Annotated in this window: 19 protein-coding genes; 3 read left to right on the top strand and 16 right to left on the bottom strand. The window is 62.1% G+C overall.

From position 1 onward, the window contains the following. Positions 1-265 precede the first annotated feature (265 nt). Positions 266-913: a DUF3732 domain-containing protein gene (locus LL253_RS04695; RefSeq protein WP_228226368.1), complete on the top strand. Its 648-nt coding sequence runs from the start codon at positions 266-268 to the stop codon at positions 911-913. Between the two features lie 94 nt (positions 914-1007). Here LL253_RS04695 and LL253_RS04690 read toward each other — a convergent pair whose 3' ends face one another. From LL253_RS04690 to LL253_RS04655, 8 genes are all read right to left on the bottom strand, one after another. Continuing rightward, the gene (locus LL253_RS04690; RefSeq protein ID WP_228226367.1) at positions 1008-2372 is read right to left on the bottom strand and encodes a tyrosine-type recombinase/integrase; all 1365 of its coding nucleotides are present in this window, start codon (positions 2370-2372) and stop codon (positions 1008-1010) included. A 552-nt stretch (positions 2373-2924) separates the two neighbouring features. Beyond that, positions 2925-4154, bottom strand: coding sequence for an SGNH/GDSL hydrolase family protein (locus tag LL253_RS04685; RefSeq protein ID WP_228226366.1), 1230 nt, complete (start codon positions 4152-4154; stop codon positions 2925-2927). Between the two features lie 19 nt (positions 4155-4173). Next, positions 4174-5670, bottom strand: coding sequence for a mannitol dehydrogenase family protein (locus LL253_RS04680; protein WP_228226365.1), 1497 nt, complete (start codon positions 5668-5670; stop codon positions 4174-4176). Further along, entirely contained in the window at positions 5667-7079 is a 1413-nt protein-coding gene (gene uxaC / locus LL253_RS04675; RefSeq protein ID WP_228226364.1) for a glucuronate isomerase, read from the bottom strand. Before uxaC ends, LL253_RS04680 begins: the two co-directional genes overlap by 4 nt. After that, complete coding sequence (locus LL253_RS04670; protein ID WP_228226363.1) at positions 7076-8365, bottom strand: MFS transporter; 1290 nt, start codon at positions 8363-8365, stop codon at positions 7076-7078. The genes uxaC and LL253_RS04670 overlap by 4 nt, the downstream gene beginning before the upstream one ends. 87 nt (positions 8366-8452) lie before the next feature. Continuing rightward, on the bottom strand, positions 8453-9664 hold the full coding sequence (gene manD / locus LL253_RS04665) for a D-mannonate dehydratase ManD (RefSeq protein ID WP_228226362.1): 1212 nt from the start codon (positions 9662-9664) through the stop codon (positions 8453-8455). Positions 9665-9678: 14 nt separating this feature from the next. Continuing rightward, on the bottom strand, positions 9679-12054 hold the full coding sequence (locus tag LL253_RS04660; protein WP_228226361.1) for a glycoside hydrolase family 3 N-terminal domain-containing protein: 2376 nt from the start codon (positions 12052-12054) through the stop codon (positions 9679-9681). Further along, on the bottom strand, positions 12051-14375 hold the full coding sequence (locus LL253_RS04655; protein WP_228226382.1) for a glycoside hydrolase family 3 N-terminal domain-containing protein: 2325 nt from the start codon (positions 14373-14375) through the stop codon (positions 12051-12053). The genes LL253_RS04660 and LL253_RS04655 overlap by 4 nt, the downstream gene beginning before the upstream one ends. A 196-nt stretch (positions 14376-14571) precedes the next feature. Between LL253_RS04655 and LL253_RS04650 the strand changes: the two genes are divergently transcribed. Continuing rightward, the gene (locus LL253_RS04650) at positions 14572-16713 is read left to right on the top strand and encodes an alpha-glucuronidase family glycosyl hydrolase (protein WP_266100863.1); all 2142 of its coding nucleotides are present in this window, start codon (positions 14572-14574) and stop codon (positions 16711-16713) included. A gap of 72 nt (positions 16714-16785) precedes the next feature. Continuing rightward, complete coding sequence (locus LL253_RS04645) at positions 16786-17862, top strand: LacI family DNA-binding transcriptional regulator (RefSeq protein WP_228226359.1); 1077 nt, start codon at positions 16786-16788, stop codon at positions 17860-17862. A gap of 59 nt (positions 17863-17921) precedes the next feature. Here the strand turns inward: LL253_RS04645 and pyrF are convergent, their stop codons facing one another. The 8 genes from pyrF to LL253_RS04605 form a co-directional block, all read right to left on the bottom strand. Then, on the bottom strand, positions 17922-18596 hold the full coding sequence (pyrF, locus tag LL253_RS04640) for an orotidine-5'-phosphate decarboxylase (RefSeq protein ID WP_228226358.1): 675 nt from the start codon (positions 18594-18596) through the stop codon (positions 17922-17924). Beyond that, positions 18593-18973, bottom strand: a complete 381-nt coding sequence (locus tag LL253_RS04635) for a lipopolysaccharide assembly protein LapA domain-containing protein (protein ID WP_228226357.1) — start codon at positions 18971-18973, stop codon at positions 18593-18595. Before LL253_RS04635 ends, pyrF begins: the two co-directional genes overlap by 4 nt. Positions 18974-19006: 33 nt before the next feature. Further along, positions 19007-19876: an aldose 1-epimerase gene (locus tag LL253_RS04630; protein WP_228226356.1), complete on the bottom strand. Its 870-nt coding sequence runs from the start codon at positions 19874-19876 to the stop codon at positions 19007-19009. Positions 19877-19893: 17 nt separating this feature from the next. Then, a complete protein-coding gene (locus tag LL253_RS04625) occupies positions 19894-21306 on the bottom strand; it encodes a sugar porter family MFS transporter (RefSeq protein WP_037542652.1) in 1413 nt (470 codons plus the stop codon). A gap of 21 nt (positions 21307-21327) precedes the next feature. Further along, positions 21328-22203: an SMP-30/gluconolactonase/LRE family protein gene (locus tag LL253_RS04620; RefSeq protein ID WP_009821484.1), complete on the bottom strand. Its 876-nt coding sequence runs from the start codon at positions 22201-22203 to the stop codon at positions 21328-21330. Between the two features lies 1 nt (position 22204). Further along, positions 22205-22963 carry an SDR family NAD(P)-dependent oxidoreductase gene (locus LL253_RS04615; RefSeq protein ID WP_009821483.1) on the bottom strand — a complete coding sequence of 253 codons (759 nt, stop codon included), beginning with the start codon at positions 22961-22963 and terminating at the stop codon, positions 22205-22207. Next, complete coding sequence (locus LL253_RS04610) at positions 22960-24102, bottom strand: fumarylacetoacetate hydrolase family protein (protein ID WP_228226355.1); 1143 nt, start codon at positions 24100-24102, stop codon at positions 22960-22962. The genes LL253_RS04615 and LL253_RS04610 overlap by 4 nt, the downstream gene beginning before the upstream one ends. Before the next feature lie 353 nt (positions 24103-24455). Further along, complete coding sequence (locus LL253_RS04605; protein ID WP_228226354.1) at positions 24456-24863, bottom strand: EF-hand domain-containing protein; 408 nt, start codon at positions 24861-24863, stop codon at positions 24456-24458. Positions 24864-25143: the final 280 nt, after the last annotated feature.

Below are 25143 nucleotides of genomic sequence, written 5' to 3'. Positions count from 1 at the left end.
AAACCAGCATCATATTATCTGAAAAGGGGGTCCCTCTTCGACGCCGATCGGGGGTCCCTTTTGAACGCCGTTTGACAGGGTACGCCCACAGTTAGTCGAACATGACGAGGCCCTGACAACCGAGATCAACAGCTTCAACCGAAGCTTGCGGGAGACGGACGAAAAGATAACAAGCTGGCTACGCCAAACCGATGAGACACAGCGCCTTGCGACTGTCGCGCAGGCGCGGGCCCATTTACAGGGCAAAATCTCCTTCTTCCTGCAGATGAACGCGGACGAGCCGCGGAAGTCGGGCGTCGATCTGGCCGTACTACGAAATGAGATCGCGCAGTTGGAGGCGCAGGTCGATCGGGAGAGCAAGGAGATCCGCCTAAAGCGTGCAGAGGGGAAAATCTCGCAATATGCCTCGGAGGCGCTGTCCTATCTGCCGACGGTAGCGCCCTGTGTCGGATCGGAACTCTATTTTTCCTCAAAGGAGCCGGAGGTTCGCGTGATTGAGGCCGGAGGCAGGGGGCCGATGCTACGGATGCCGGATGTGGGGTCTGACCAGAATTATCTCGCCATCCACATCGCGCTCGCCTTCGGCCTGCAGCGCTATTTCGGCGAAACGGATGCCCCGGTGCCAGGCATTCTCGTGCTCGACCAGATCAGCCGCCCCTATTTCCCGGCGCAGTCGGTCGATGAGGATGAGAAGACCATCTCCGGCGGCGAGGAGGATGAGGACATCAAAGCGATGCGCCGTCACATCGATTTCCTCTTCAAAGAGGTGGCGCGCCTGAACGGTCTCCAAGTGCTGCTTATCGAACATGCCTATTTCGAGGACGACCCGCGCTATGTGGCGGCCACGCGCGAGCGCTGGACGCGTGGTTCGGGCAACGCACTGATCCCGCTCAACTGGCCGATGCGAAACTAATGGAGGCCGTGATCTCGGTCGATCGCGCCTTCCTGACGTCGCTAGCCGACATCCCTGAGGTTGCCGAATTCTACCGGATGAGCGGGAAACAGGATTAGGCTGCCAGGCGCTCCGTTCCTTCGGGGTGATTGGTCGGGTCAGATTGAGGCGATAAAAATCGCGCCAACGCCGCCTTTCGGGAACCGCGATCAAGCGCATAGTGGCTGCGCGACAGCAACTTGCCATCCAAAAGCGCCTGAATGTATCCCGATACCGTATCGGCGGCCATGACGAGCGCCGCATCGAGTGTATGCACATAGCGGCTCGTGATCGAACCCGACGCATGGCCGAGCAGCGCCGCGATCGTGATCTCGGTGAACCCAAGATCGTTGGCGATGCTGGCGAAGCTGTGACGCAGCACATGGGCGGTGAGGTCGGCCAGTTCGGTCTCGGCGAAGATCTTCTCCCAATGCCTGGGGAAGCTGCCAAACGGCCCGTCCGGGTTTCTTTCGCCGGGGAACACATAGGGGCTGTCGCCGTCCATGTCCCGTTCGTCGAAATACTCGGCGATGGGCAGGCCCATCGGACGGACGGACTGGCCTTCCTTCGTGTCCTCGAACCGAAAGGCGCTTTCGATCGTGTCGATTTCGGCCTTTCGCACTTCGATGATTTCACCGCGACGACAGCCCGACATGGCGAGCAGCCGAATGATGTCGACGGTGCGCGCATAACGCTGGTCCTCGGCTGCCTTCGCAAGGATGCGGCCGAGAGTCCGATACTCCTCCTCGTTCAGCCGACGCTTCCGCACGGCATCCTTGGGCTTGCGAACTCCGTGCGCGGGATTGATTTCGATGATGCCCAGTTCGTCGCGCGCATAGGAGAAGATGCCGCCCAACAGCCCGACCGTGCGGCTCGCGGCCCCGAGACCGCCGCGGACGATCGATTTTCCACGCAGCTTTTTTGTCTTCTCGTTGGTGCGCGTCTTGCCGGCCATGATGTCCTTCATCATCGCCGTCACATCCGCCTTGGTGACGTGGGTGACGCGTTTCCTGCCGAGCAACGGGATGATGTGACGGTTGATCCGGCCGAGATCGGTGACCTTGGTGCTGGCCTTCTTGGGCCGGCCGCCCTTGCCGAGAATTCGGCCCGCTTCCAGCTCGGCGATATACAGTTCGCAAAGCTCCTTCACCGAGATTGCCTTGCGGACACTGTTGCGGTCTTCGAGCGGGTCGCTGCCCTTGGAGACATCGGCGAGCGCCTGGATCGCCAGTGTCCGAGCCTGGTCGGCGGTAACGGGGCCGTGGCGGCCGAGCTTCATCCGGCGCCGGACATTGTTCGCATTACGGTAATCAACGAAATAGGTTCGTGTGCCAGAAGGCATCACGAACACGCCAAAGCCCTTCAGATCGCTGCACCAGATCGTATATTGCCGGTTTCGCGGCTCGGCCTTGTCGACGACGGTCTTTGTCAGTTTTGCCATGTTTACCTCGCTAGAGCGGGCTCAGAAAACTCACCAAAAACTCACCAGCAGATCGGAAGCTGTGGAATGTTTTTGCGTAGCCCGGAATGCCTGTTCTGTCAATAAATCAATGTAAAACAATGAGTTATCGTGCTCTGGCGTGGGATTGAAAAGCCTGGCGTAGCGTTGTAGTTAGTGCTCCGAAGGCAAAGGCCAGTGGTTCGAATCCACTTGGGTGCACCATTATTTCAATCACTTAGCCGACCCGAACGAAGCCAACACAGCCACGGGTGTGCGGTAATATGCATGCTATTATCAATTTCGGCGGTTGAAAGCATCAAGTGCCTCCCCTCGAAAATCGGGATGGTGATGGCTGTAACGCTCCGTCGTCCGCGCATCGGAGTGGTCAAGCCAACCACCGATCTGGAACAGAGGCACACCCTTGCGCGTGAACCGGGTGCCGCAGGTGGCGCGCTTGTCATAGCGGGGGCGATGGGTCGCTACTGCTTGACCTTTCTTTGTGTCAGCTGACAGATTCCCCAGAAGAATGCTCCAGACTGCTCCACAGCGCGATCAGTCGAACAGGTTGAGCGGTATCGCGTCCCCCATGGCTCGATAACCGGCGGGCGATGGATGCAGCGCATCGCCATCGTCATAGGCCGGTAGCAATCGCTCCGGCTTCACCGGATCCCGCATCACCCGGTCGAAATCGACCACTGCATCGAAATGCCCGGGCGTCCTGATCCATGCATTGACCGCCTGCCTGTCGGCTTCGTTGTCGCGGTTTGCGTGGTAATAACCATTGCCGACGAACGGCATGATCGTTCCGCCGATCACCTTGATGCCCTTGGCGCGGGCGCGCGCGATGATCTGGCGATAGGCGCCGATGATCCGTGCGACATGCGCGTCATGCTCCGCCTGACTGACCGGAGCCTCAAGCGTCAGCGTTCCCAGGTCATTGATTCCTTCCAGTACGATCAGATGCGTAACCCCCGGTTGCGCCAGCACGTCACGGTCCAGCCGCGCCAGCGCGTTGGGGCCGAGCCCGTCATTGAGCAGTCGGTTGCCGCCAATCCCCTGATTGACGATGGCGATGCCGGGCCGCTGCGGATCCGCCTGGAGCCGCTTCGCCAGCACATCCGTCCAGCGGTCATTACCGTTCGTCGTCGATCCCTTGCCATCGGTGATCGAGTCGCCAAGCGCCACGATCAGCCGGGACGGCGCGCAGGGCTCGACCTCCAGCGCCGCAAGATTGAACCAGTGATCGAAATGCGCCGCGCCCGCCATTGTCGCATCGCTCAAATGATCGCCTGGCATATGCCAGGATGTGGCGCGCGAACCGGGATGCGATGTCTGTTCCGGCTCACCATCATAGTGGAGCGAGATCGCGATCGTCTCCAGCGCCTTGGCAGGCATATCGACTGGATCAGACAAATAGTCCGCACCGGCCGGGATGATCACCGCAGCCCGCCCGTCAAACCGCAGTGGCATCGATGTTGCGGCATCGATAGTCGGCGATCCCGAAGATTGCGCACGGGCGATGCTGGCACCGGCGATCTGCAAGGGCCTGGTCCCGGCAACATTGGAAAACCGCACCCGGATCCGGTTCCCATCCATCGATGGCCGTACGATCTGACGCAAGGTCTGGTCCCGCAATGTGCCCGACGGCAATTCCGCGTCGCCGGTTGGGCGGAATTGCGAGGATGCCCAGGCGGAAACCCAGTCAGCCGAACAGTCCCTGGCGTGCGCGATCGGAGTCGCCGACAGTGCGAGCGGCAGGAGAAGGGCGGACCAACGGTTCATCTTCAACCTTTCAAAACCATCATGAAACGACGACCGGAGCCGCATCTTTCTCACTCCGCAATTTTGCCAGAGCAGCGCGCGCGCCATGGGTTTCCAGGACGCTCAACCACTTCATCAACGTCTCTCTCCACGCAGCATGCTCAGCCAGCTTCGGCGGTACGATCGCGCCCAGCGCAAGGATGGCGTCGACCCGCCCGCGACTATCGCTTGCGCCGGACAGCGCCTCAGCGATGGGACGGGCCAGCGGATCATCCACGACATGCCCTGCGCCTTGATCGTCGACACCCGCCTGCCAGCGAATCCAGGCGGCGACCGCCAGCGACAGGGCGTCGACACCCTGTCCCTCTTCCAACCTGGCCGCGATCGGCGCCAGCAGCCGCTGCGGCAACTTCTGGCTGCCGTCCATGGCGATCTGTCGCGTTCGATGTCGCAACGTCGGATTGTCAAAGCGCGCCATCAGGTCGCGACGATAGGCCGCGACATCCAGTTCGGGCGGCGGCGTCAGGGTTGCTTCCGCCTCATCCCACAATGCCTCGACGAAGGTGCGCGCCTCAGGCAACGTCAACACTTCGTGAACATGATCGATACCAGCAAGCCCGCCTAGATAAGCAATGCCGCTATGCGCCCCGTTCAAAAGGCGCAGCTTCGCCTCTTCCCAGGGCGCGACCGCGGCTGTCACCTGCACGCCGGCCCCGAATGCCGGGCGCGGACCGCAAAACCAGTCTTGTATCACCCATTGCGAAAAGGGTTCGGTCTTGACCATTGCCTGGTCTTCCACGCCCAGACGCCTGCCAAGTGCAGCAACATCATCCGCCGTCGTCGCTGGCACGATCCTGTCCACCATCGTTTCGGGGAACGCGCCTTCCGCTGCGATCCAGTCCGCCAGCGCAGGGTCATGCCTCCGCGCCAGGTCCAGGACCGCACCGCGCAGCCGCTGCCCATTATGCGGCAAATTGTCGCAACTAATCGCGGTAAAGGGCGTGAGCCCTTCCTTCTTGCGCCGCGCCAGGGCCGCAACCAAATAGCCCGGCGCGGTCTGCGGTGCCTTCAAGGACACTAAATCAGCCGCGACCTGGGCATCCCCCTCAACCAAGCCTCCTGTGGCTGGATCGAGCTTGTAGCCCTTCTCCGTCACGGTCAGCGTGACGATATGCGTATCCGGCGCTGTCAGCGCCGCCAGCAACGCTTCGGGGTCCTCTGGCGCGACGATTACCTGGCGGACTGCGCCGATCACCTGCGCCCGATCCGCCGAACCGTCGCGCACCAGCATGGTGTAGAGGCCGTCCTGCGGGGCCATCTGGTCCCGCACGGCGGGCGAACGCAGAGATGCCGCGATGATGCCCCAGCGCAAATCACCGGCATTGAGCGCCTCTTCGAAAATGGCCGCCTGATGCGCTCGATGAAATGCGCCGATGCCCAGATGGACGACGCCCGCCCGCACCGCCGCGCGGTCATAGGAAGGACGCCGGACATCATGTGGCAGGGATTGCAGATGATGCCGAGACAGTCGCGTCACAGCTTATACGCCTGCTTCGGCAGATCATAGGCCAGCGCGCGCGCAAGCTCGAATGCCTCATCCTCTTCCAGACGATGTTCGGCGACCAGTTGAGCCAGCCAACCGCAATCCATCCGCCGCGCAACGTCATGCCTCGCCGGGATCGACAGAAAAGCGCGCGTGTCGTCATTGAACCCGACGCTATTGTAGAATCCGGCGGTTTCGGTCATCCGTTCGCGAAAGCGGCGCATGCCTTCTGGGCTGTCGTGGAACCACCAGGGCGGCCCCAGACGCAAGGCGGGATAATGACCCGCCAGCGGCGCCAGTTCGCGCGAGTAGACGTCCTCGTCCAATGTGAAGAGAATGAGGGTGAGGCGCGGATCATTGCCATAAAGGTCCAGCAAAGGCTTCAGGGAGGTCACGAACTCGCCGGCAGTCGGAATGTCCGCGCCCTTGTCCTTGCCGAACCGCGCGCGCACTGCGTCATTATGGTTCCGATGCACGCCGGGATGCAATTGCATCACCATGCCGTCTTCGGTCGACATGCGCGCCATCTCAACCAGCATATGTCCCCGGAACAGTTCGGCATCCCGGGCGCTCACTGGCCCACTGACCACTTTGGCGAACAAAGCTTCGGCCTCCTGCTGGGGCAGGTTAACAGTGAAGGCGCTCGGATGGCCGTGGTCGGTCGACGTCGCACCCGCCGCGCGGAAATCGGCGCGTCTTTTTTCATGCGCGCGCAGATAGCCTGCATAGCCGACATCCTCTCCCGCCATCGCGCAAAAGCGCTTCACATTATCGATGAACCTGGGATCGTCGGGATCGAGCACCGGATCGGGACGGTAGGCGGTCACGACCTTGCCGCTCCAGCCGGACTCCCGGATCGCGCGATGATGATCGAGCGGGTCAAGCGGCCCCTCGGTCGTTGCAATCACCTCGATATTATAGCGCTCGAACAGCGCGCGCGGCCGGAAGGCATCGGTCGCAAGGGCGGCATCTATCACGTCATAATAATGATCGGCCGTCGCCGCCTCCAGACGAACATCTATGCCAAAGGCCTCAGCGAAAACCCAGTCGAGCCACAGCCGCGACGGCGTTCCGCGAAACAGGTGATAACGTTCGGCAAAGCGTCGCCAGATCGCCCGCGGATCGTTTGCTGTGGGGCTGCCATCCATGGTGGCTATGCCCAGATCCTCCAGCGGGACGCCCTGGCTGTACAGCATGCGAAACACATAATGGTCCGGTATGATCAGCAATTCGGCCGGATTGGCGAAGGGCCGGTCATAGGCAAACCATCGTGGGTCCGTGTGGCCGTGCGGGCTGATGATCGGCAGGTCCTTGACCGACCCATAAAGCCGCCTTGCGATGTCCCGCGTCGCCGAATCGGACGGAAACAGGCGGTCGGGATGCAGACGCAAAATTTTGGTCAAGCTGAAGCTCCTTGGCCAGGCGTGACATCGGTGACAACGACCTGATAACGCGGGATTATGATATGGATGGTCAAAAGGGCGACCAGATAGGCGCAGGATGCGACCATGAAGATTGGGCCGTAGCTGCCAACCGTTTCCAGGATGATGCCCGCAAATTTCGCCATCAGCATGCCGCCGATCGCACCGGCCAGCCCGCCTAGACCGACCACGGACCCGGCCATCCAGCGAGGGAAAACGTCCCCCGGCAGGGCATAGAGATTGGCCGAAAACCCTTGATGCCCTGCGCAGGCGAGGCCGATCAATCCCACCGCGACCCACATGCTGGGAGCCTGTGCGGCAAAGGCGATCGGTACGGCGCAAAGCGCGGCGAGGAACATTGCCGCCTTGCGCGAGCGATTGACGCTCCAGCCCCGACCCATGAACCGCGAGGACGCCCAACCGCCCGCCACCGATCCGACATCCGCCAGCAGGTAGACGGCGATCAAAGGTGGACCGAAGTCCAGCATCTTGACGCCATATTGCTTGTTGAAGAAGTCAGGCAGCCAGAAAAGAAAGGTCCACCAGACCGGGTCGATCAGAAAACGCCCCGCCATATAGGCCCAGGTTTGCCGGTGCCGGAACAGGGTCACCCATTTGACCGGCCGCTGTTCCTCGACAGGGTCGGTTTCGATCCAGGCCAGTTCCTCTGCCGTTAGCCCCTTCTTCTCGCGCGGTCGGCGATAAAAGCCGAGCCATGCCGCCAGCCAGATAACCGTGAGTAATCCTGTCAGAATGAAGGCCCACCGCCAACCCAGCGTCACCGCGATGACCGGCACCACAAGCGGTGTCAGGATCGCGCCGACATTGGACCCCGCGTTGAAGATGCCGATGGCCAGCGCCCGCTCCTTCTTCGGGAACCACTCGTTGGTCGCGGCAATAGCGGCGGGAAAGGTGCCCGCTTCGCCGATTGCCAGCGGAATGCGTGCCAGCAACATACCCGCCGTTGAGGTAAAGAAGATGTGCGCGACATGTCCGATGGTCCAGAGCGAGACCGCAAGCGCATAACCAGCGCGCGCGCCTATGCGGTCGATGAGGCGCCCGAACGCCACATAGGCGATGCCGTAGCCCGCCTGAAACCAGATGGCGAGATCGGCATACCCGCTCTCACTCCAGCCGTAACGGGCCTGTAGATCGGGCTTCAGCGTCGGCAGAACCAGCCGGTCGATATAGCTCAGGACGACCGCCGCGAAGAGCAGCGCGCAAACGATCCAGCGGACTTTCCCTGATGGCTTGGGCATGGTGGCCATTTCACTCTCCTCAGGCGGCGCGATAATCGTAAGAGCGAAGGGTGCTGGCGGCGTGCAGGCGGCCCGCCCCCAACCAGCCTTGGTGGATCACCAATTGAACATGGTCCCGTCCTCCAGCCGGTTCACCGGCAGAAACGCGCGCTTATATTCGTATCCTGCCGCCAGATCCTCGTCGATATCGACGCCCAGGCCCGGCTGGTCGCCCGGATGCATCATGCCGTCTGCGAACGTGTAGGCATGGGGGAAGACCGCGTCCGTTTCCGGCGTATGGCGCATATATTCCTGGATGCCGAAATTGGGCACGCTGAGGTCGAAATGCAGGGCGGCGGCCATGCACACCGGCGACAGGTCGGTCGCGCCATGACAGCCGGTGCGGATCTGATACAAATCGGCCAGCGCCGCAATGCGCCGCAAGTGCGTGATGCCGCCGGCATGGACTACCGTCGCGCGAATATAGTCGATCAGCTGATTCTGGATCAGGTCCTTGGCGTCCCAGATCGAATTGAAGATCTCGCCTACCGCAAGCGGCGCCGTGGTATGCTGGCGGATCAGACGGAACGCTTCCTGATTTTCGGCAGGCGTCGCATCCTCCAGCCAGAAGGGGCGATAGGGTTCCAGGTCCTTGCCCAGCCGTCCCGCCTCGATCGGTGTCAGGCGGTGATGGATGTCGTGCAGCAGGTGCACGTCCCATCCCAGAGCCTCGCGCGCCGCCTTGAACAATTCGGGCACGATCCGCAGATATTTTGACGTGTTCCAGATATTCTCGGTCGGCAGGTCCGCGTCGGCTGGCTCGTAGAAATATTTGTCCTTGCTGACGCCATAAGTGCTGGCCATGCCCGGCACGCCGCATTGCAGGCGGATCGCCTTATAGCCTTGTGCCTGATAATCCAAGGCGACCTTGACGGTGTCCTCGATCGTGGTGCCGTTGGCATGGCCATAGACCATCACGCCCTCGCGGCTCGCCCCGCCCAGCAATTGATAAACCGGCAGCCCGGCAATCTTGCCCTTGATGTCCCATAGCGCCATATCGACCGCCGCGATCGCGGTCATGGTGACAGGGCCCCGCCGCCAATAGGCGCCCTTGTAGAGATATTGCCACAGATCCTCGATCCGATGCGCATCGCGGCCGATCAGGCAGGGAATGACATGATCCGTCAGATAGCTGGCGACCGCCAGTTCGCGACCGTTCAGCGTTGCGTCGCCAAGGCCATAGACGCCCTCATCGGTCATGATCTTGAGCGTGACGAAATTGCGGCCAGGACATGTGATGATGACCTTGGCATCGATGATCTTGGGCATGAGGGCAGTCCTGTTCAGATGATTTCGAGCGTGACGGATTGGAGGGTTTCGCTGTCCGGCCCGACCATGATGTCGAAAAGGCCCGGTTCGACCACTTCCTCCATATCGAGATTCCAGAGCGAAAAGGCGTCTGGGCCAAGGAGGATACGCACCGTCCTGGTTTCGCCGGGAGCCAGGGTAACGCGCTCAAAGCCCTTCAATTCCTTGATCGGGCGGGTGACGCTCGCCGTCTGGTCGCGGACATAGATCTGAACGATCTCGTCGCCCTGTCGATCGCCGACATTGCGCACATCGACCTCAACCGCGACACTCCCCCCCGTGCCGATCCTCTCGGAGGAAAGCCTTGGCGTCCCAATATCAAAGCGGGTGTAGCTAAGGCCAAATCCGAATGGGAAAAGCGGCGATATATCCTCGAACACATAGCCCCGCCGCGCGCTTGGCTTGCGGTTGTAGAAAATGGGCACCTGTCCCGCATCGCGCGCCACCGTGACGGGCAGCTTCGCTCCGGGATTGACGTCCCCGAACAGAATATCTGCCATGGCGGTGCCGCCCTTCTGCCCCGGATACCAGCATTCCAGCAAGGCATTGCAGCCATCCACGACTGCCGGGTAGCTTGGCGGGCGGCCGTTGATCGCGCAGACGATCACGGGTTTGCCGGTAGCCTTCATTGCGGCGAACAAGTCATTCTGCTCGCCCACCAGGTCCAGGCTCGTGCGATCACCCAGATGGTTTTTCGCAAACCCTTCACGGCTTGTCTGTTCGGTGTCGCCGATCGCCAGGATGATGATATCTGCACCCGTCGCGACCTCGACGGCCTCGGCGATCAGCGCACGGTTTTTCATCGGGTCTGCCAGCAGCACCTCGTCCACGGATCGGTCTTCGCTTTGCGTGATGAACACGCCTTGCGCATGCACTACCTCTGCCTTTCCGGCGAGCTTGGCTCTGACGCCATCCAGCAGAGACACCGTTTGCCGCGGGATGGAAGAATAGCCGCCCAGACGTGCAATGGCCGCATTCGGCCCGATGACGGCAACGCGCCGATGCGCTCCGGCGGTCAGCGGCAATGTCCCGTCATTCTTCAGGAGGGCAATGGACCGATGTGCAGCCTTTAGCGCCAGCGCGCGCGCTTCTGCGTTGCCGGTCAATGTGTCCCAGTCCCGTCGCGGCCAGGGATTTTCAAACAGGCCTGCGCGGACCTTGAGCGTCAACATGCGCCGTGCGGCAAGATCGACAGCCTCAAGCGGCACTTTCCCGCTGCGAACCTGCTCGACCAAGGTGCGAAAACCGATGCCGTCGGGCAATTCACAATCGACGCCTGCGCGCAACGCAGCCCGCGCCGCTGCTTCCAGATCTGGCTGAACATGATGAATGGTGTCGAGTTCCGGCACGGCGCCATAGTCGCTCACCACCGCCCCGTCGAAATGCCACTCGCCGCGCAATATGTCGCCCAGCAACCACCTGTTCTGGTGCGAGGGCACACCGTCTATCTCGTTATAGCTGGGCATCACCGCGGCAATGCCGGTGCGCTTCACCACCGCGCGGAAAGGCGGGAAGAAATTTTCCCGCAACTCGCGCTGGCTGATCGGCGCCGGCGCGATATTCTCGCCACTTTGCGGCTGGCCATGGCCCGTCATATGCTTGAGCGTTGCCATCACCTTGTCAGGGCCGATCTGCTTGCTTTCGCCTTGCAGGCCCAGCACCGCCGCCACGCCCATTTCGCCGCACAGATAAGGATCCTCGCCAAACGTCTCCGCGATCCGCCCCCAGCGCGGATCGCGGGCAATGTCCACCACCGGCGACAGTGCCAGATGGACGCCGCGCGCCCGGACTTCACGCGCAATCACGGCCTGAACCTCGCGCATCAGGTCCCGGTCGAAGCTGCCCGCCATGCCGATGGCCATGGGGAACATGGTGGCGTCGGTCGCCATATAGCCATGCAGCGATTCTTCATGAAACAGCACCGGAATGCCCAGGCGGGTTTTCTCGATCGCCCATCTCTGCACGGCTTCGATGAAGTCGACCGTGTCCCGGGGCGTGCGCCAGCGCGCGCCGACACCCCCAGCCTGCGTCGATCCGTTCGGCGCGCCCCGTCGGTCAGACGGTCGCGTGATCTGGCCGAAACTGGCGGGATAGGCTTCACTTGCCTTGGTCGGGGAGAAGGTCAGATCGTCCATCACTTCAGCCTTCGTGGCCCAAAGCGCGATGATCTGGCCGACCTTTTCCTCCAGCGTCATCCGGCTCAAAAGATCGCTTACGCGCAGGTCTACCGGCGCACCCGCATCCTTATAGAGCGGCCCCCTCTTTTTGGCCGCAGCTGCGGGGACGGCCGCAAGCAGGGATGTGGACGCCATCAGCCCCAGTGCCTGCCGGCGTGCGAAACCGGCGCTCATGGCGTCACCGTCAGGGTGGTGGACTGCAAGGCGACCGAACTGTTTCCGGTCATGATCTCGAACTCGCCCGGTTCGACCACTCGGTGCATCTTGTCGTTCCACATCTGAAGGCTCTCGGGCGTGATGGTGAAGCGCACCGTGCGCACCTCTCCGGGTTTGAGGGACACACGCTCAAATCCCTTCAATTCCTTGATGGGTCGCGTGACGGAACTTACCTTGTCATGGATGTAGAGCTGGACAACCTCGTCGCCTTCGCGCGCGCCATCGTTGCGGACATCGACGGTCACGCTGGTGGTGCCGCCCGGCCCGATGCTGGACTGCGCGAGACGCGGCGGGGACAAGGTGAAGTTCGTATAGCTAAGGCCAAAGCCAAAGGGATAAAGCGGCGCATTCGTGTCGAACAGATAGCCGCGGCCCGCGCTTGGCTTCACATTGTAGAAGGCCGGCAATTGCCCGACCGAACGCGGCACTGTGACCGGCAACTTGCCGCCCGGATTGACATCGCCAAACAATATGTCGGCGACCGCATGGCCGCCCTGCTCGCCCAAATACCAGCCCTCCAGCAGGGCATTGGCTTCTTCGCTGACCTTGACCGTGGAAGCGGGCCTACCGTTGATGAGCACGACAGTGATTGGCTTGCCCAGCGTCTTAAGGGCGTCGAACAGTTCCTGCTGCTCCCCGACCAGATCCAGACTGGGCCGGTCGCCCAGATGATTGGCGGCCCAGCCCTCCCGGCTCGATTGCTCGGTATCGCCCAGCGTCAGCACGATGCGATCGACATTCCGGGCAGCCTCCACCGCCTGCGCGATCAAGCGGCGATTCTCCGCCGGGTCGGCCTTGTCAACCTTGTCCGCCCACCAGTCGTCATCTTCCGTGATCTTTACGCCCTGCGCAAAGACGATGCGTGCGCGATCGCCAACCCTGGCCTTGATGCCGTCCAGAATGGAAACGACATGCGGCGGCTGCCCGTAATAGCCGCCCAGCCGCGCCACCGCCGCGCTCGGCCCGATGACCGCGATCGACCCTTCCACCTTCAAAGGCAGCATGCCGTCATTCTTCAGCAATGTGATCGACCGCTGCGCCGCGGTGCGGGCTAGCGCGCGCGCCTCCGCGTCATTGGTAAGCGCTACTGCCTGCGCCGCATCTGCATAGGGATGCTCGAACAGGCCAGCGCGGAACTTCAATTCCAGCATGCGCCGCACGGCCTTGTCGATTTGCGCCTCGCTGACCTTGCCCGCGCGGACCTGATCGCCGAACGTGGCATAGGACAATCCTTCAGGCAGGTCCGCGTCCACCCCCGCATCCAGAGCCCGCCGAGCGGCCTCATCCAGACTGCCCGCGACATGGTGGATGTTCATCAACTGATCGACACCCGAATAATCGGACACAACCGCGCCACGAAAGCCCCATTCCCCGCGCAGCACATCGTCCAGCAGCCAGCGGTTCATGTGGCTTGGCACGCCATCAATCTCATTATAGCTGGCCATCACCGCGTTGATGCCGGTGCGCTTCACCACTTGCTCGAACGGTGGAAAGAAATTTTCGCGCAGTTCGCGTTCCGAAATCGGGGCAGGCCCAACATTGGTGCCGCTCTCCGGTTGGCCATGGCCGGTGAGATGCTTGAGGGTCGCGAATACCTTGCCGGGGCGCAAGTCATGCGACCGACCCTCGCCCTGTAACCCCTCCACCGCCGCGACTCCCATTTCGCCGACCAGATAGGGGTCCTCGCCATAGGTTTCCTCGATCCGCCCCCAGCGTGGGTCGCGCGCGATGTCGATCACGGGCGACAGCACCATCGGCACGCCCCGAACGCGGATTTCGCGCGCGATCACGCTGTTCACCTGCTGCACCAGATGCGGGTCCCAGGACGACGCGAGCGCGATCGATTGCGGGAAGCTGGTAGCGCCCACCGCAGCGTAACCATGCAAACCTTCTTCATGGAACAGGATCGGAATGCCCAGGCGGGTCTGCGTCATCGCCCATTTTTGCAAAGCGTTGACCAGCGCAACGGTCTGGCGGGGGTCGCGACCCCGGGCAACGCGTGGACTGACCGCGCCTTTGGCGTCGGACGGCCGCGTGAAATGACCCAAACCATTGGGATAGCGCGCCGCGAGCCTTGCAGGATCGAGCTCCAAATGATCGTCGAAAATCTGGGTCTTGCTTTCCCACACAGTGGTGATTTGGGCGATCTTCTCGTCCAGCGACATGCGCCCGATCAAGTCGTCGATCCGCGCTTCGACCGGTGCGGACGCATCCTTGTAGAGCGGCCGCTGATCCTGTGCCGCGCGCACGGATTCCATCGGCGCGAACGTCGACGCCATCCCGATCGCCAGCAAGGATGCAGCCCCCAAAATCTTGCAGCTACCGATCACCTGGCCCCTCTCCCCTTTTTGCCGCTCGACACGGTTTTCGCTTGCAGCCCATCAGCTGATAACGCTACCATCGCGGCAGAAACCCGGCTTGTCAATGCAGTTCCTGTCGCCGACACGCCAGTGGATAAGAGGAGAGGGAAAAGTGATGGCGCGCCTGTTCTGCTATATGATGGCCATGGTCATGGCGATGCTGGCTCTGCCCGTTCGGGCGGAAGACGGCTATGATCTGTGGCTGCGTTATGCCCCGGCGGAGCAGGCCCGCGCTGCGGACATCAGCGCCCACGCCCGCACCATCGTGCCTGTGGAAAATGGCTCAACCATGGAAGTCGCCACACGGGAATTGCAGCGTGCCGTTGCGCATATGACCGGAAGCGCGCCCACGCTCGCGACCACGCCGACCGCCGGAGCGCTCTGGCTGGCGACGCCTCGCTCAGCGCCCGGCATCCCATTATCCCTGAAGGGGCTTGGCGCGGAGGGCTATGCCATCCGGTCCATCGACCGGGGCGGTCAACCGGTGACGCTGATTGCCGCAAACAGCGACATCGGCTTGTTGCACGGCGCCTTCCACTGGCTGCGCCTTGCCCAGACGAACGCCCCGCTTGACCGGCTCGACATTCGCAGCGCGCCGCGCATCGGCCTGCGCCTTCTGAACCACTGGGACAATCTCGATGGTACGGTGGAGCGCGGTTATGCCGGCATGTCGATATGGGACTGGTGGCGTCTGCCGGACTATAAGGGTCCGCGCTACACCGACTATGCGCGCGCCAACGCCTCCATCGGCATCAACGGCACCGTGCTCAACAACGTGAACGCGAAGGCAGAGAGCCTGAGCGCGCCCTATATCGCCAAGGCGGCGGCCCTGGCAGACATATTCCGGCCTTACGGCATCAAGGTGTATCTGTCGGTCAAATGGACCGCGCCGATGGAACTCGACGGTCTGAAGACGGCCGATCCGCTGGACGCCCAGGTCGCCGCATGGTGGAAAGCCAAGGCCAGCGAGATATATCGGGCTATCCCCGATTTCGGCGGCTTCCTGGTCAAAGCTAACAGCGAAGGCCAGCCTGGCCCTCAAGACTATGATCGTACCCATGCCGACGGGGCCAATATGCTGGCTGCCGCCGTGAAACCCCATGGCGGCATCGTGATGTGGCGCGCCTTCGTCTATGCGCACGATAATCCGGATGACCGGGCCAAGCAGGCCTATGATGATTTCAAGCCGCTCGACGGGCAATTTGCCGACAATGTGCTCGTGCAGGTCAAAAATGGCGCGATCGACTTTCAGCCGCGCGAGCCTTTCCATCCCCTGTTCGGCGCAATGCCCAAGACGCCGCTGATGATGGAATTCCAGATCACCAAGGAATATCTCGGCCAGTCTACCCACCTCACCTATCTTGGCCCGCTATTTGAAGAAGCGCTCGACGCGGACACCTATGCCAAGGGCAAGGGCTCTACGGTCGCGAAAGTCATCGACGGATCGCTGGACGGGCACAAGCTGACTGGCATCGCCGGCGTCGCCAATATCGGGGTCGACCGTGACTGGAGCGGCTCGATCTTCAACCAGGCGGACTGGTATGCCTTTGGCCGCCTTGCTTGGGATCCGGGCTTGTCTGCCAACGCCATAGCGCGCGAATGGACCGCCATGACATTTTCGCCCGACCCGCGTCTTGTCGATCCGGTCGTCGCCATGATGATGGGTTCGCGTGAGGCGGCGGTCGATTACATGACGCCGCTGGGCCTCGCCCATGTCATGGCCACCGGGCATCATTATGGCCCGGCGCCCTGGGTTTCGGATCTGGCCCGCCCGGAATGGAACCCCGTCTATTATCACAAGGCGGACGCGGACGGGATCGGCTTTGACCGGACCAAAAGCGGCAGTAATGCAATCGCCCAATATGCGCCGGTCATAGCACGGCGTCTCGCGAACCCAGCCACGACGCCGGAAAGCGAATTGCTCTGGTTCCATCATCTGCCGTGGGACTATCGCCTCAAGTCCGGCGAGACACTCTGGAACGGCCTTGTGCATCGTTATGATCACGGCGTCGCCTACGTGGCCGGCATGCAGCGGACTTGGGAGGGCCTTCGCCCGCTGGTCGATGCGGAACGCTTTGCCCAGACCGAAGCCTTCCTGGCGATCCAGCATCGGGAGGCGCAATGGTGGCGCGACGCCAGCATCGCCTATTTTCAATCGATCAATCACCTCCCGCTGCCGGCAGATGCCATGGCCCCGGCGCATGACCTGGACTGGTACAAGGCACAGAGTTTCCCGTACGCGCCGGGCCATCATTGATTTTTCGATTCTACAAAGGGAGCGGTTGTCGTTACCAAGGCTCAATATAATATTTCACGAAAGCCGCCGCCGTTGACCGACACCCGCTCTTCCCGCCGCCAGCGCAATGCTCCTACGATCAACGACGTCGCGCGACATGCCGGTGTTTCGCCGATGACGGTGTCGCGCGTGATCAATGGCGAACAGGTTGTTCGGCCGGAAACGCGCGCCAAGGTTGAAGCCGCAATTGCCGCCATGAATTATGCGCCCAGTGCAGCGGCGCGAATGCTGGCTGGCGGCGATGAAATTCGTGTCGGGCTTCTCTATTCCAACCCCTCCTCCTCCTATCTTAGCGAATTTCTGGTCGGCAGCCTGGATCAGGCCAGCCGCAGCGGCATCGACCTGGTGGTGGAAAAATGGGACGAGGAAACCGCGATCGCTGACGTCGTGGCGCATCTGGAGCGCGGGCGCATCGATGGCGTGATCCTGCCACCGCCGCTGTGCGACCATGATGACATGGTCCAGGCGCTGGGCCGAGCCGGAATCCCGGCGGTGGCGGTCGCAACCGGCCGCCCGCCGTCCGATCTTGCCGCGGTCAGCATCGACGACCGGCAGGCCGCCTATGAAATGACCCGCCATCTTATTGCGTTAGGGCATGCGCGCATTGGTTTCATCAAGGGCAACCCCAACCAGAGCGCCAGCACGCGCCGGTTCGAAGGCTACGTCCAGGCGCTTGGCGAGGCCGGCCTGCCGGTGGAGGACGAACTCATCGCGCAAGGCTATTTCACCTATCGGTCGGGCCTGGACGCCGCGGAACATATCCTGTCGCTGGCAGAGCCGCCGACCGCCATCTTCGCCAGCAATGACGACATGGCTGCTGCGACGGTCGCAATAGCGCATCGTTCGGGTCTTGACGTGCCCGGCGATCTAACGGTCTGCGGCTTCGACGATACCTCGCTCGCCACCACCATCTGGCCGGAACTAACCACGATCCGCCAGCCGATCAGCGCCATGGCGCGGGCTGCGGTTGAAGTGCTGGTTCGGCAGCTTAAGACCCGCCGCAGCCAATCGATCGAGGCGGCAGCGCATCTGGTGCTTGATCACGATCTTGTTCGTCGCCAATCCGACGCCGCGCCTCGATCGCGCCCAAGACAACGTCCGGCGCCCTGAGTTGGCGGAGAGTTTACGCGTCGCCATTTAAAAATGTTGCAAGTCGGAGGAGCGCCGGTTCAAAGCGTCGCTTCGATCGCGCGCGCCGCCAGGTCAGGATCGTCCGCCAGACTGATCGGACGGCCAACCACCAGGATCGACGCCCCATTATCGAGCGCCTGGCGCGGCGTGACGGCGCGCTTCTGATCACCCATTGCGCCACCTGCAGGACGAACGCCTGGCACGACAAAAAATCCGTCGGCCCAGGCCTTCTTCGCCATTGCCACCTCCTCGCCGGAACAGACGATACCATCCAACCCTGCGTCCTGCGCCAGGTCAGCCAGGCGCCGGACCTGATCAGGCGCGTTTGCAGCCACGCCGATATCGCTCAGGTCGCCATCGTCCAGGCTGGTCAGCACGGTGACGGCCACCACCTTGGTATTGACGCCTGCCGCAGCCTTTGCGTCCTCCAGCATGGCGCGGCCGCCGGCGGCGTGGACGGTCAGAATCGCCGGCTCCAGCATGTGCAGCGCCTGCACCGCCTTGGCGACCGTGTTGGGAATGTCGTGCAGTTTGAGATCGAGGAAGATCGGCAGGCCAAACTTGGTCATCTCATGCACGCCATGATGCCCATTGGCGCAGAAAAATTCGAGCCCAAGCTTCAGCCCGCCCACATGATGCCGCACTTGACCGGCCAGATGCTGTGCCTTTGCAAGATCGGGCGTATCGATGGCGACGTAAACGGGACTGGTCATGCAGGGCCTGTCGAACTGGAGGTGGAGGGCAATGGATCGTCCTGCGACAATGTCGGCGGCGGCGCGCCGGGATCGGGCGCTGCCGGTACCGGGTCGGAGGCTGGCGTCATGCCCTTAGGAGCCGGCGCCGTCGCCATGGCGGCGAGGGCCCGCTCGGTATTGCTGAGCCGACGTTTCAGCCGCCAGCGCGTCGCCCGGGCCATTATCCAGAAGGGCAAGGCGCCCAGCAGGAACGCTCCGATCAGCAGCACCGGCAGCTTGGTTTCCATGACCAGATCGCCCCACAGCCGCACCGTGACCGGAACATAGTTCGCCATGCAAAAGAAGGCGAGCGCCACAGCTATGACGACCCAGAAAGCGGTCCGCAGAAATTGCATTGGCGTTTACCCTCACTGCCCATTTGGGGTAGCTTAGGCGATCCCGCCGGATTTCGGAAGCGCCTGATCGCTCTTGTCGATTGCGATGATCATATGCAGGCTCGCCGTATCGCCGGGGTCCAGCATTGTCATGCCGCCGCGATTGATCGCGTCGGGCATGTGGCTGACGGGCTCCAGGCAGAAGAACGCGGCACCCGGTGGCCGATAGACATGAAGCCACTGCGCGCCGACGGCGCTGATCCTCATCCCGATGCCATCGCCGCGCTGCACGGTCGCGGTGCCATCCCAGCCCCCATAGACATTGTCGATCAGACTGTCGCCCGACACCCGCGCCGCGCTCGACCAATCGCCCAACATATCCGCCGGCGCCTCATCCTGCGGCAGCATGTCCGGGGACGAAAGCCAGACTGTGTCTGCGGCAAAATGCAGCATCGTCTCTTTGTCGGCCGCAAAATAGGGATGGAAACCGAGACCGGCGGGCATCGGGCGGTCGCTCTCGTTGAACAGCGACAGCGAAAGCGACAATTGCGCCGGGGTCAGCCGCACCTCCTGTTGCGCCCGATAGCGCCAAGGCCATCCGGCATCGCCGCCATGGTCATGCACCATCAGAACATGGTCCGCAGCTGTCGTCTTCGCCGTCCAGTTCGTCTGCCAGCCAACGCCATGAATGCTATGCGGATGATCGCCGAAGTTGCGGGGCAGCCAATAGTCTTCGCCATCGACGGTGAAGCGACCGTCGGCAATCCGGTTGGCGTAGGGCACGAGCGGAAAGCACGCCATCGCCAGTGGATCCGTCGTTCCTTCCGGAGCCTTTCGCAACAGGTCGACGCCATCCAGCGCCAGGCCGGTAAGCGACCCGCCGATCGCGGGCGACAGCACTGCCTCCAGCGCCCCCGCCCGCAATGTGATGATCTGCGTGTTCAGCCGACCATATCCTCTAGCTCACGGCCTTTGGTTTCGTTGACCATCGCCCGCACAAAGAAGAAGGAAATCAGCGCGAAGAAGGCATAGCCGACATAAGCGACGGCAAGCCCCGGCCACACCACCAGCGAGGGAAAACTGACCGACACCAATGCATTGGCGATCCACTGCGCGAAACCCGCCACCGCCAGACCCGATCCGCGAATCTGGTTGGGGAACATTTCACCCAGCATGACCCACATGATCGGCCCCCAACTCATATTGAAGAAGATCACGTATAGATTGGCGGCGACCAGCGCGAGGACACCATTATTGCCGGGCAGCGACACCGCGCCATCCGCGCCAGTGATCGCCGTCGAAAAGGCATAGGCGACCGTCGCCAACGTCACGGCCATGCCCGCCGATCCGATCAGCAGCAGCGGCTTGCGGCCAATCCGGTCGACCATGGCGATGGTGGCGAGGCAGGCGCCAATCGAAAGCACACCAGACAAGATGTTGGTCTGGAGCGCATAATCCTCCGAAAAGCCGACCGCTTCCCACAGGGTTGCGCCATAATAGAAAACGACATTGATGCCGACCAATTGCTGGAAGACGGCAAGGCCAATGCCGGTCCACACGATCGGACGCACCTTGCCGCTGGTCTTGTCGATCAGGTCGCTAAGCGTTGGCCGGTGATGGTCCGCGGCCAGACTGGCGCGAATCTCGGCCACCTTGCGGGTCGCTTCCGCTTCGCCGAACAGGCGGGTGAGCACGGCATGCGCGCGATCATCCAGTCCACGCGCGACAAGGTAGCGGGGGCTTTCTGGAATGATGAGCAGAGCGAGAAAGTAGATGGCGGCAGGAATAGCCTGCAACCAGAACATCCAGCGCCAGGCGGGAAAGTCCATCCAAAGTTCGGCCGTCGATCCGCCGGCATAGCGTGCCAGCACGAAATTCGCGACGAACGCCCCGGTCAGGCCGGAAATGATCATGACCTGTTGGATCGAGGACAAGCGCCCGCGAATGGCGGCTGGCGTGACTTCGGAAATATAGACCGGCGAAATGACGCTGGCGGCACCGACACCCAGGCCGCCGACGATCCGGGCAATGATGAAGACCGCCGAAGATCCGGCCGCACCGGCGAGCAGCGCGCTCGCCAGGAACAGGATCGCGGAAAGCATCATGACGCCGCGTCGGCCAATGATGTCAGCCATGCGTCCCGCGCCAAACGCACCAATCGACGAGCCGACGAGGATCGCACCCACATTGACGCCAATGCCCAGGCTGCCCAGATCAAAGGCACTTTCCAGCCCTTTTTGCGTACCGTTGATGACGCCGCTGTCGTAGCCGAACATGAACCCACCGATCGTCGCGACCGCGACGATGGCGACAATGAAGGCCATATTGACCTTCGCCGCACTCCCCTCACTCATCATCCTGTCCTTCCCGCTCTTCTATATCGTTGCTATCTGACCCGGCAGCCCGGCAACACCGGGATCGAAGACAAAGAGATCACCCGCCAGAGGCTGATTTGTCAACGCTGTCACGTCCAGCCCCTTGCGCGCCGTGGTCGCATAGGCGGTGCGAAGTTCCTCACCGCCAAAGGCGATCTTCGTCACATTCGCGACCGGGAAGCGGACTTCGCGCATCAGCTTTCCGGCCGGATCGTAGCGGCGCACCGCCCAGCCGCCGAACAAGCCAGTCCAAAGGCAGCCTTCGGCGTCCACGGTTGGGCCGTCAGGATAGCCGGCCCCTTCCTCTATCTGTGCAAACAAAACGGGCTCCCCGACATTTCCATCCGCCGCGACATCGGCGCGCCATATGCGTTTGCCCAGCGTGTCGGTATGATAGACAATACGGCCATCCGGAGAAAAGGCAGGGCCATTGGTGATGGAGACCGCCGGCAGGTTCACCTGTTTGCACGCATCGGCGAAAAAGCGGTAGAAATAGCCGCTCGACTGCGCTTCGGCATCATCCATGGTCCCGAACCAGAGGGCACCATCGGGTGCGACACAGGCGTCATTCTGTCGGTTCCCCGGCATATGGCCCTCGGGCGCGTGGAGGGCGGCGAAACTGGCATCCGCGGGATTGAACCGGTGCACGCCCGATTGCAGCCCGACAGCGAACAGGCTGTCAGCCGTTGGCAGGATCCAGCCGATCTGGCCGGGCGTCGTCCAGCTGCGCGCGACCTCCCGGGCCGGGTCATAGCAATGAATGCGATGCGCCTTGATATCCACGAACCAGAGCGCACGGTCGCGCGCGACCCAGACCGGCCCTTCGCCCAATGTTGCGCCGATCGACAAAATGCTGCGGGGCGCAGCGGTCGTCATGTCAGCGCCACCCGGCGTCGATGAAATAGTCATGGCCTGTGCAGTAGCGTGCGTCGTCCGACGCGAGGAACATTGCCAGGGCAGCGACATCGGCAGGCAGGATGCGACCATCCAGGCACTGTGCTGCGACGATTTCCGCCTCTCCTTCCGGCGTATACCACTTCTCCTGGCGCGGGGTCTTTACGTTGCCGGGAATGATAGTGTTGACCCGAATGTTATCGCGACCAAGATCGCGCGCCAGACTGCGGGTCAGTCCCTCGATGGCGGCTTTCGCGGTCTGATAAAGCGTGAGTTCGGGGAGCGCCAGGTGCCAGCTGATCGAGCCGAAGTTGAGGATGACGCCGCCGCCAGCGCGCTTCATCGCGGGCGCAGCCGCCTGCGCAGCGAAGAACAGATGCCGCAGGTTCACCGCCATGCGATCGTCCCAATAAGCAGGGGTCACGTCCTCGATGCCATGACGATCGTCATTGGCGGCGTTGTTGACGAGGATGTCGATACCGCCGAGTTGCTGTTCGACGGCAGCCATCATCGCCTGAACTTTCTCAATGTCGCGCAGATCGACCTCATAGAATTGAGGCACGAAATCGCTCCCCGTCAGGCGCGCCACAAGCGCCTCGCTTTCGGTCGCCGCGATGTCGCAGAAGGCGACATGAGCACCCTGTCCGGCAAAGGCTTCGACCAGTCCTTCACCGATACCGCTGCCGCCGCCGGAAATGAAAACCCTTTTGCCCTTCAGGCTGGGGTAGATGGCGCGGCTCATGCAGGGTCTTTCTGTTGCGTGTTCAGTAAGCCGCGGGCGGCAAGATTGGTCATCAGGGCAATGACGCCAAAGTCCCAGGCCGCAGCGTCCTTCGACGTCACAACCTCGTTCACCAGCTTGCCCAAGCGCGGTGTAGAAATGGCAACACGATCGCCGACTTTGTGCGTAAATCCCCGGCCGGGTTCGTCCCTGTCCTGAACCGGCGCGAACAGCGTGCCCAGAAACAACGCGAAGCCATCAGGATATTGATGTTCGGACAAGGTCTGCCGGACCAGCTCCAGCGGATCACGGCTGATCTGGTTCATGCTGCTGGCGCCTTCCAGCCGATACCCTTCGGGCCCGTCAATGGTAAGTTCGACTTCCGCGTTGCGGACATCGTCGATCGTGAAATCCTCATCGAACAGTCGGATAAGCGGTCCAAGCGCACAGGAGGCGTTATTATCCTTCGCCTTGCCCAGCAACAATGCCGATCGCCCCTCAAAATCACGCAGGTTGACGTCGTTGCCCAAGGTGGCGCCAATGGCCGCGCCGGCAGCGTTCACCAGCAACACGATTTCCGGTTCAGGATTGTTCCAAGTGGAATCCGACCGGATGCCGATTGGGGCGCCGGGACCCACCGACGACAAAATCGGGGCTTTGGTGAACACCTCGGCGTCGGGGCCGATTGCGACTTCCAAATATTGCGACCAAAGTCCGTCTTCAATTAACGCGCCCTTGAGCGCGGCGGCCTCCGCAGTGCCGGGCACGACATTGCGGATCGAGCCCCCCACCCTGTCTTCCAGCCGTGCGCGGATTTCGCTGGCGGCGGCGGCATCCCCGCGCGCCCGTTCCTCGATCACGCGCTCCAGCGCCGATACCGCGAAGGTGACGCCGCACGCCTTGACGCATTGCAGGTCGACCGGACTGAGAAGGGGCATGGCCAAGCTGTCGAGCGACCCGATGCGCCGACCTGAGTTGGAGGGCAGTGGCAGCATATCAGCTAGCTGCGCGACTGTCGGGGCGACGCTGCTCATGTCATAGGCAATGCCGTCGCGCACAAGGATCGGGCTTGGACCTTCTGCGGTCTGCACGCGGCCAAGAAACATGCCCTTACGCCAGTCACTCGGCAGAAAATCGAGCAAGGAAACAGCCCCCGACATTAGCACCTCTCCACAAAACCCGCATCATTGTTGATAGCGCTACCACCACAATTTCGGGGAGTTTGTCAAGGGCTGTTGCATGTGTTGGGATTTTGTAAGGGCGATAATCGCGGGCCGCTGAACTTTCGTTACGGACCGAACGGCTTGGCGCATCATGGGTCGGCGACAGGAAAAGCGGGACGCGGTTGGTGGGCATCGGGTCGTTGGCGGGCGTTGCGACGCGGCTTTATGCGCGGTCAGCCGTGAACCGGATAGGACAGCGAAGGGCGGCATGGCCTTCGTTCCATGCCGCCCCCTGGTGCGACCCGTTTGGGTATCATTCCGCCCTTCGTGACTGGCGGGAATCCTCTGTGTCAGACACCTGCGCTGAGATAGGTGATCAGTTCAGACTTGCTGACCATCATGCTTTTGTCCGCGTCGGCCGAGGTGAAGGCGCCGTTTGCCCAGGCCGTGACCTGATCAGCGGGCAGTTGCTGCCCGGTGGCCTTCATCTCCTGGCTTTTGAGCGTCACCATCCAGCGGGAAAATTCCGACTGGTCGAGCTGGCCGTCGCTGTTGGCGTCATAGGCCGGAAATTCGCTATCGACGATCGACGCTACGGAGGTTGCGGGTGCCGGCTGAGTTGCAGGCTGGGCGGGCATCGCCGCGGAGGGGGCTGCCGGCGCGGCTGGCTGCGATGCGGCGCCCGGCGTCATCGCCTGCTGCGCCAATGCCGGTGTCGCGATCGCCAGAGCGGTTGTGAACAAAATCGTCCGGATCATGCTGATCTCCTGTTATTCAATATTCCCGGACCAGCAGCGACGCGGCGGTCCGTCCAATAGTGAACAAATAATAGCTCAACAGGCCGAGATGTTCCTGAATTTCTATTCATATTCCGCCATTCGACCAGCAAAATCTTTCGATTCATCTGTTTCATCACACGCAATGTTCGGCGCCGGCGCAAGACCATGGGCATATGCGCGCCGATTTGCCCGCGGCGGGCGACGCTGCTAGGTGGCGCGGCACATTTCCTTTCCGTTTCCAGCCAGACAGGATTCGCCC

The sequence above is a fragment of the Sphingobium soli genome, assembly GCF_020782245.1.
Taxonomy (GTDB): Bacteria; Pseudomonadota; Alphaproteobacteria; order Sphingomonadales; family Sphingomonadaceae; genus Sphingobium; species Sphingobium soli.
Note: the sequence above shows the minus strand (reverse complement) of the source record. Positions and strands in the feature narration are given on the sequence as shown.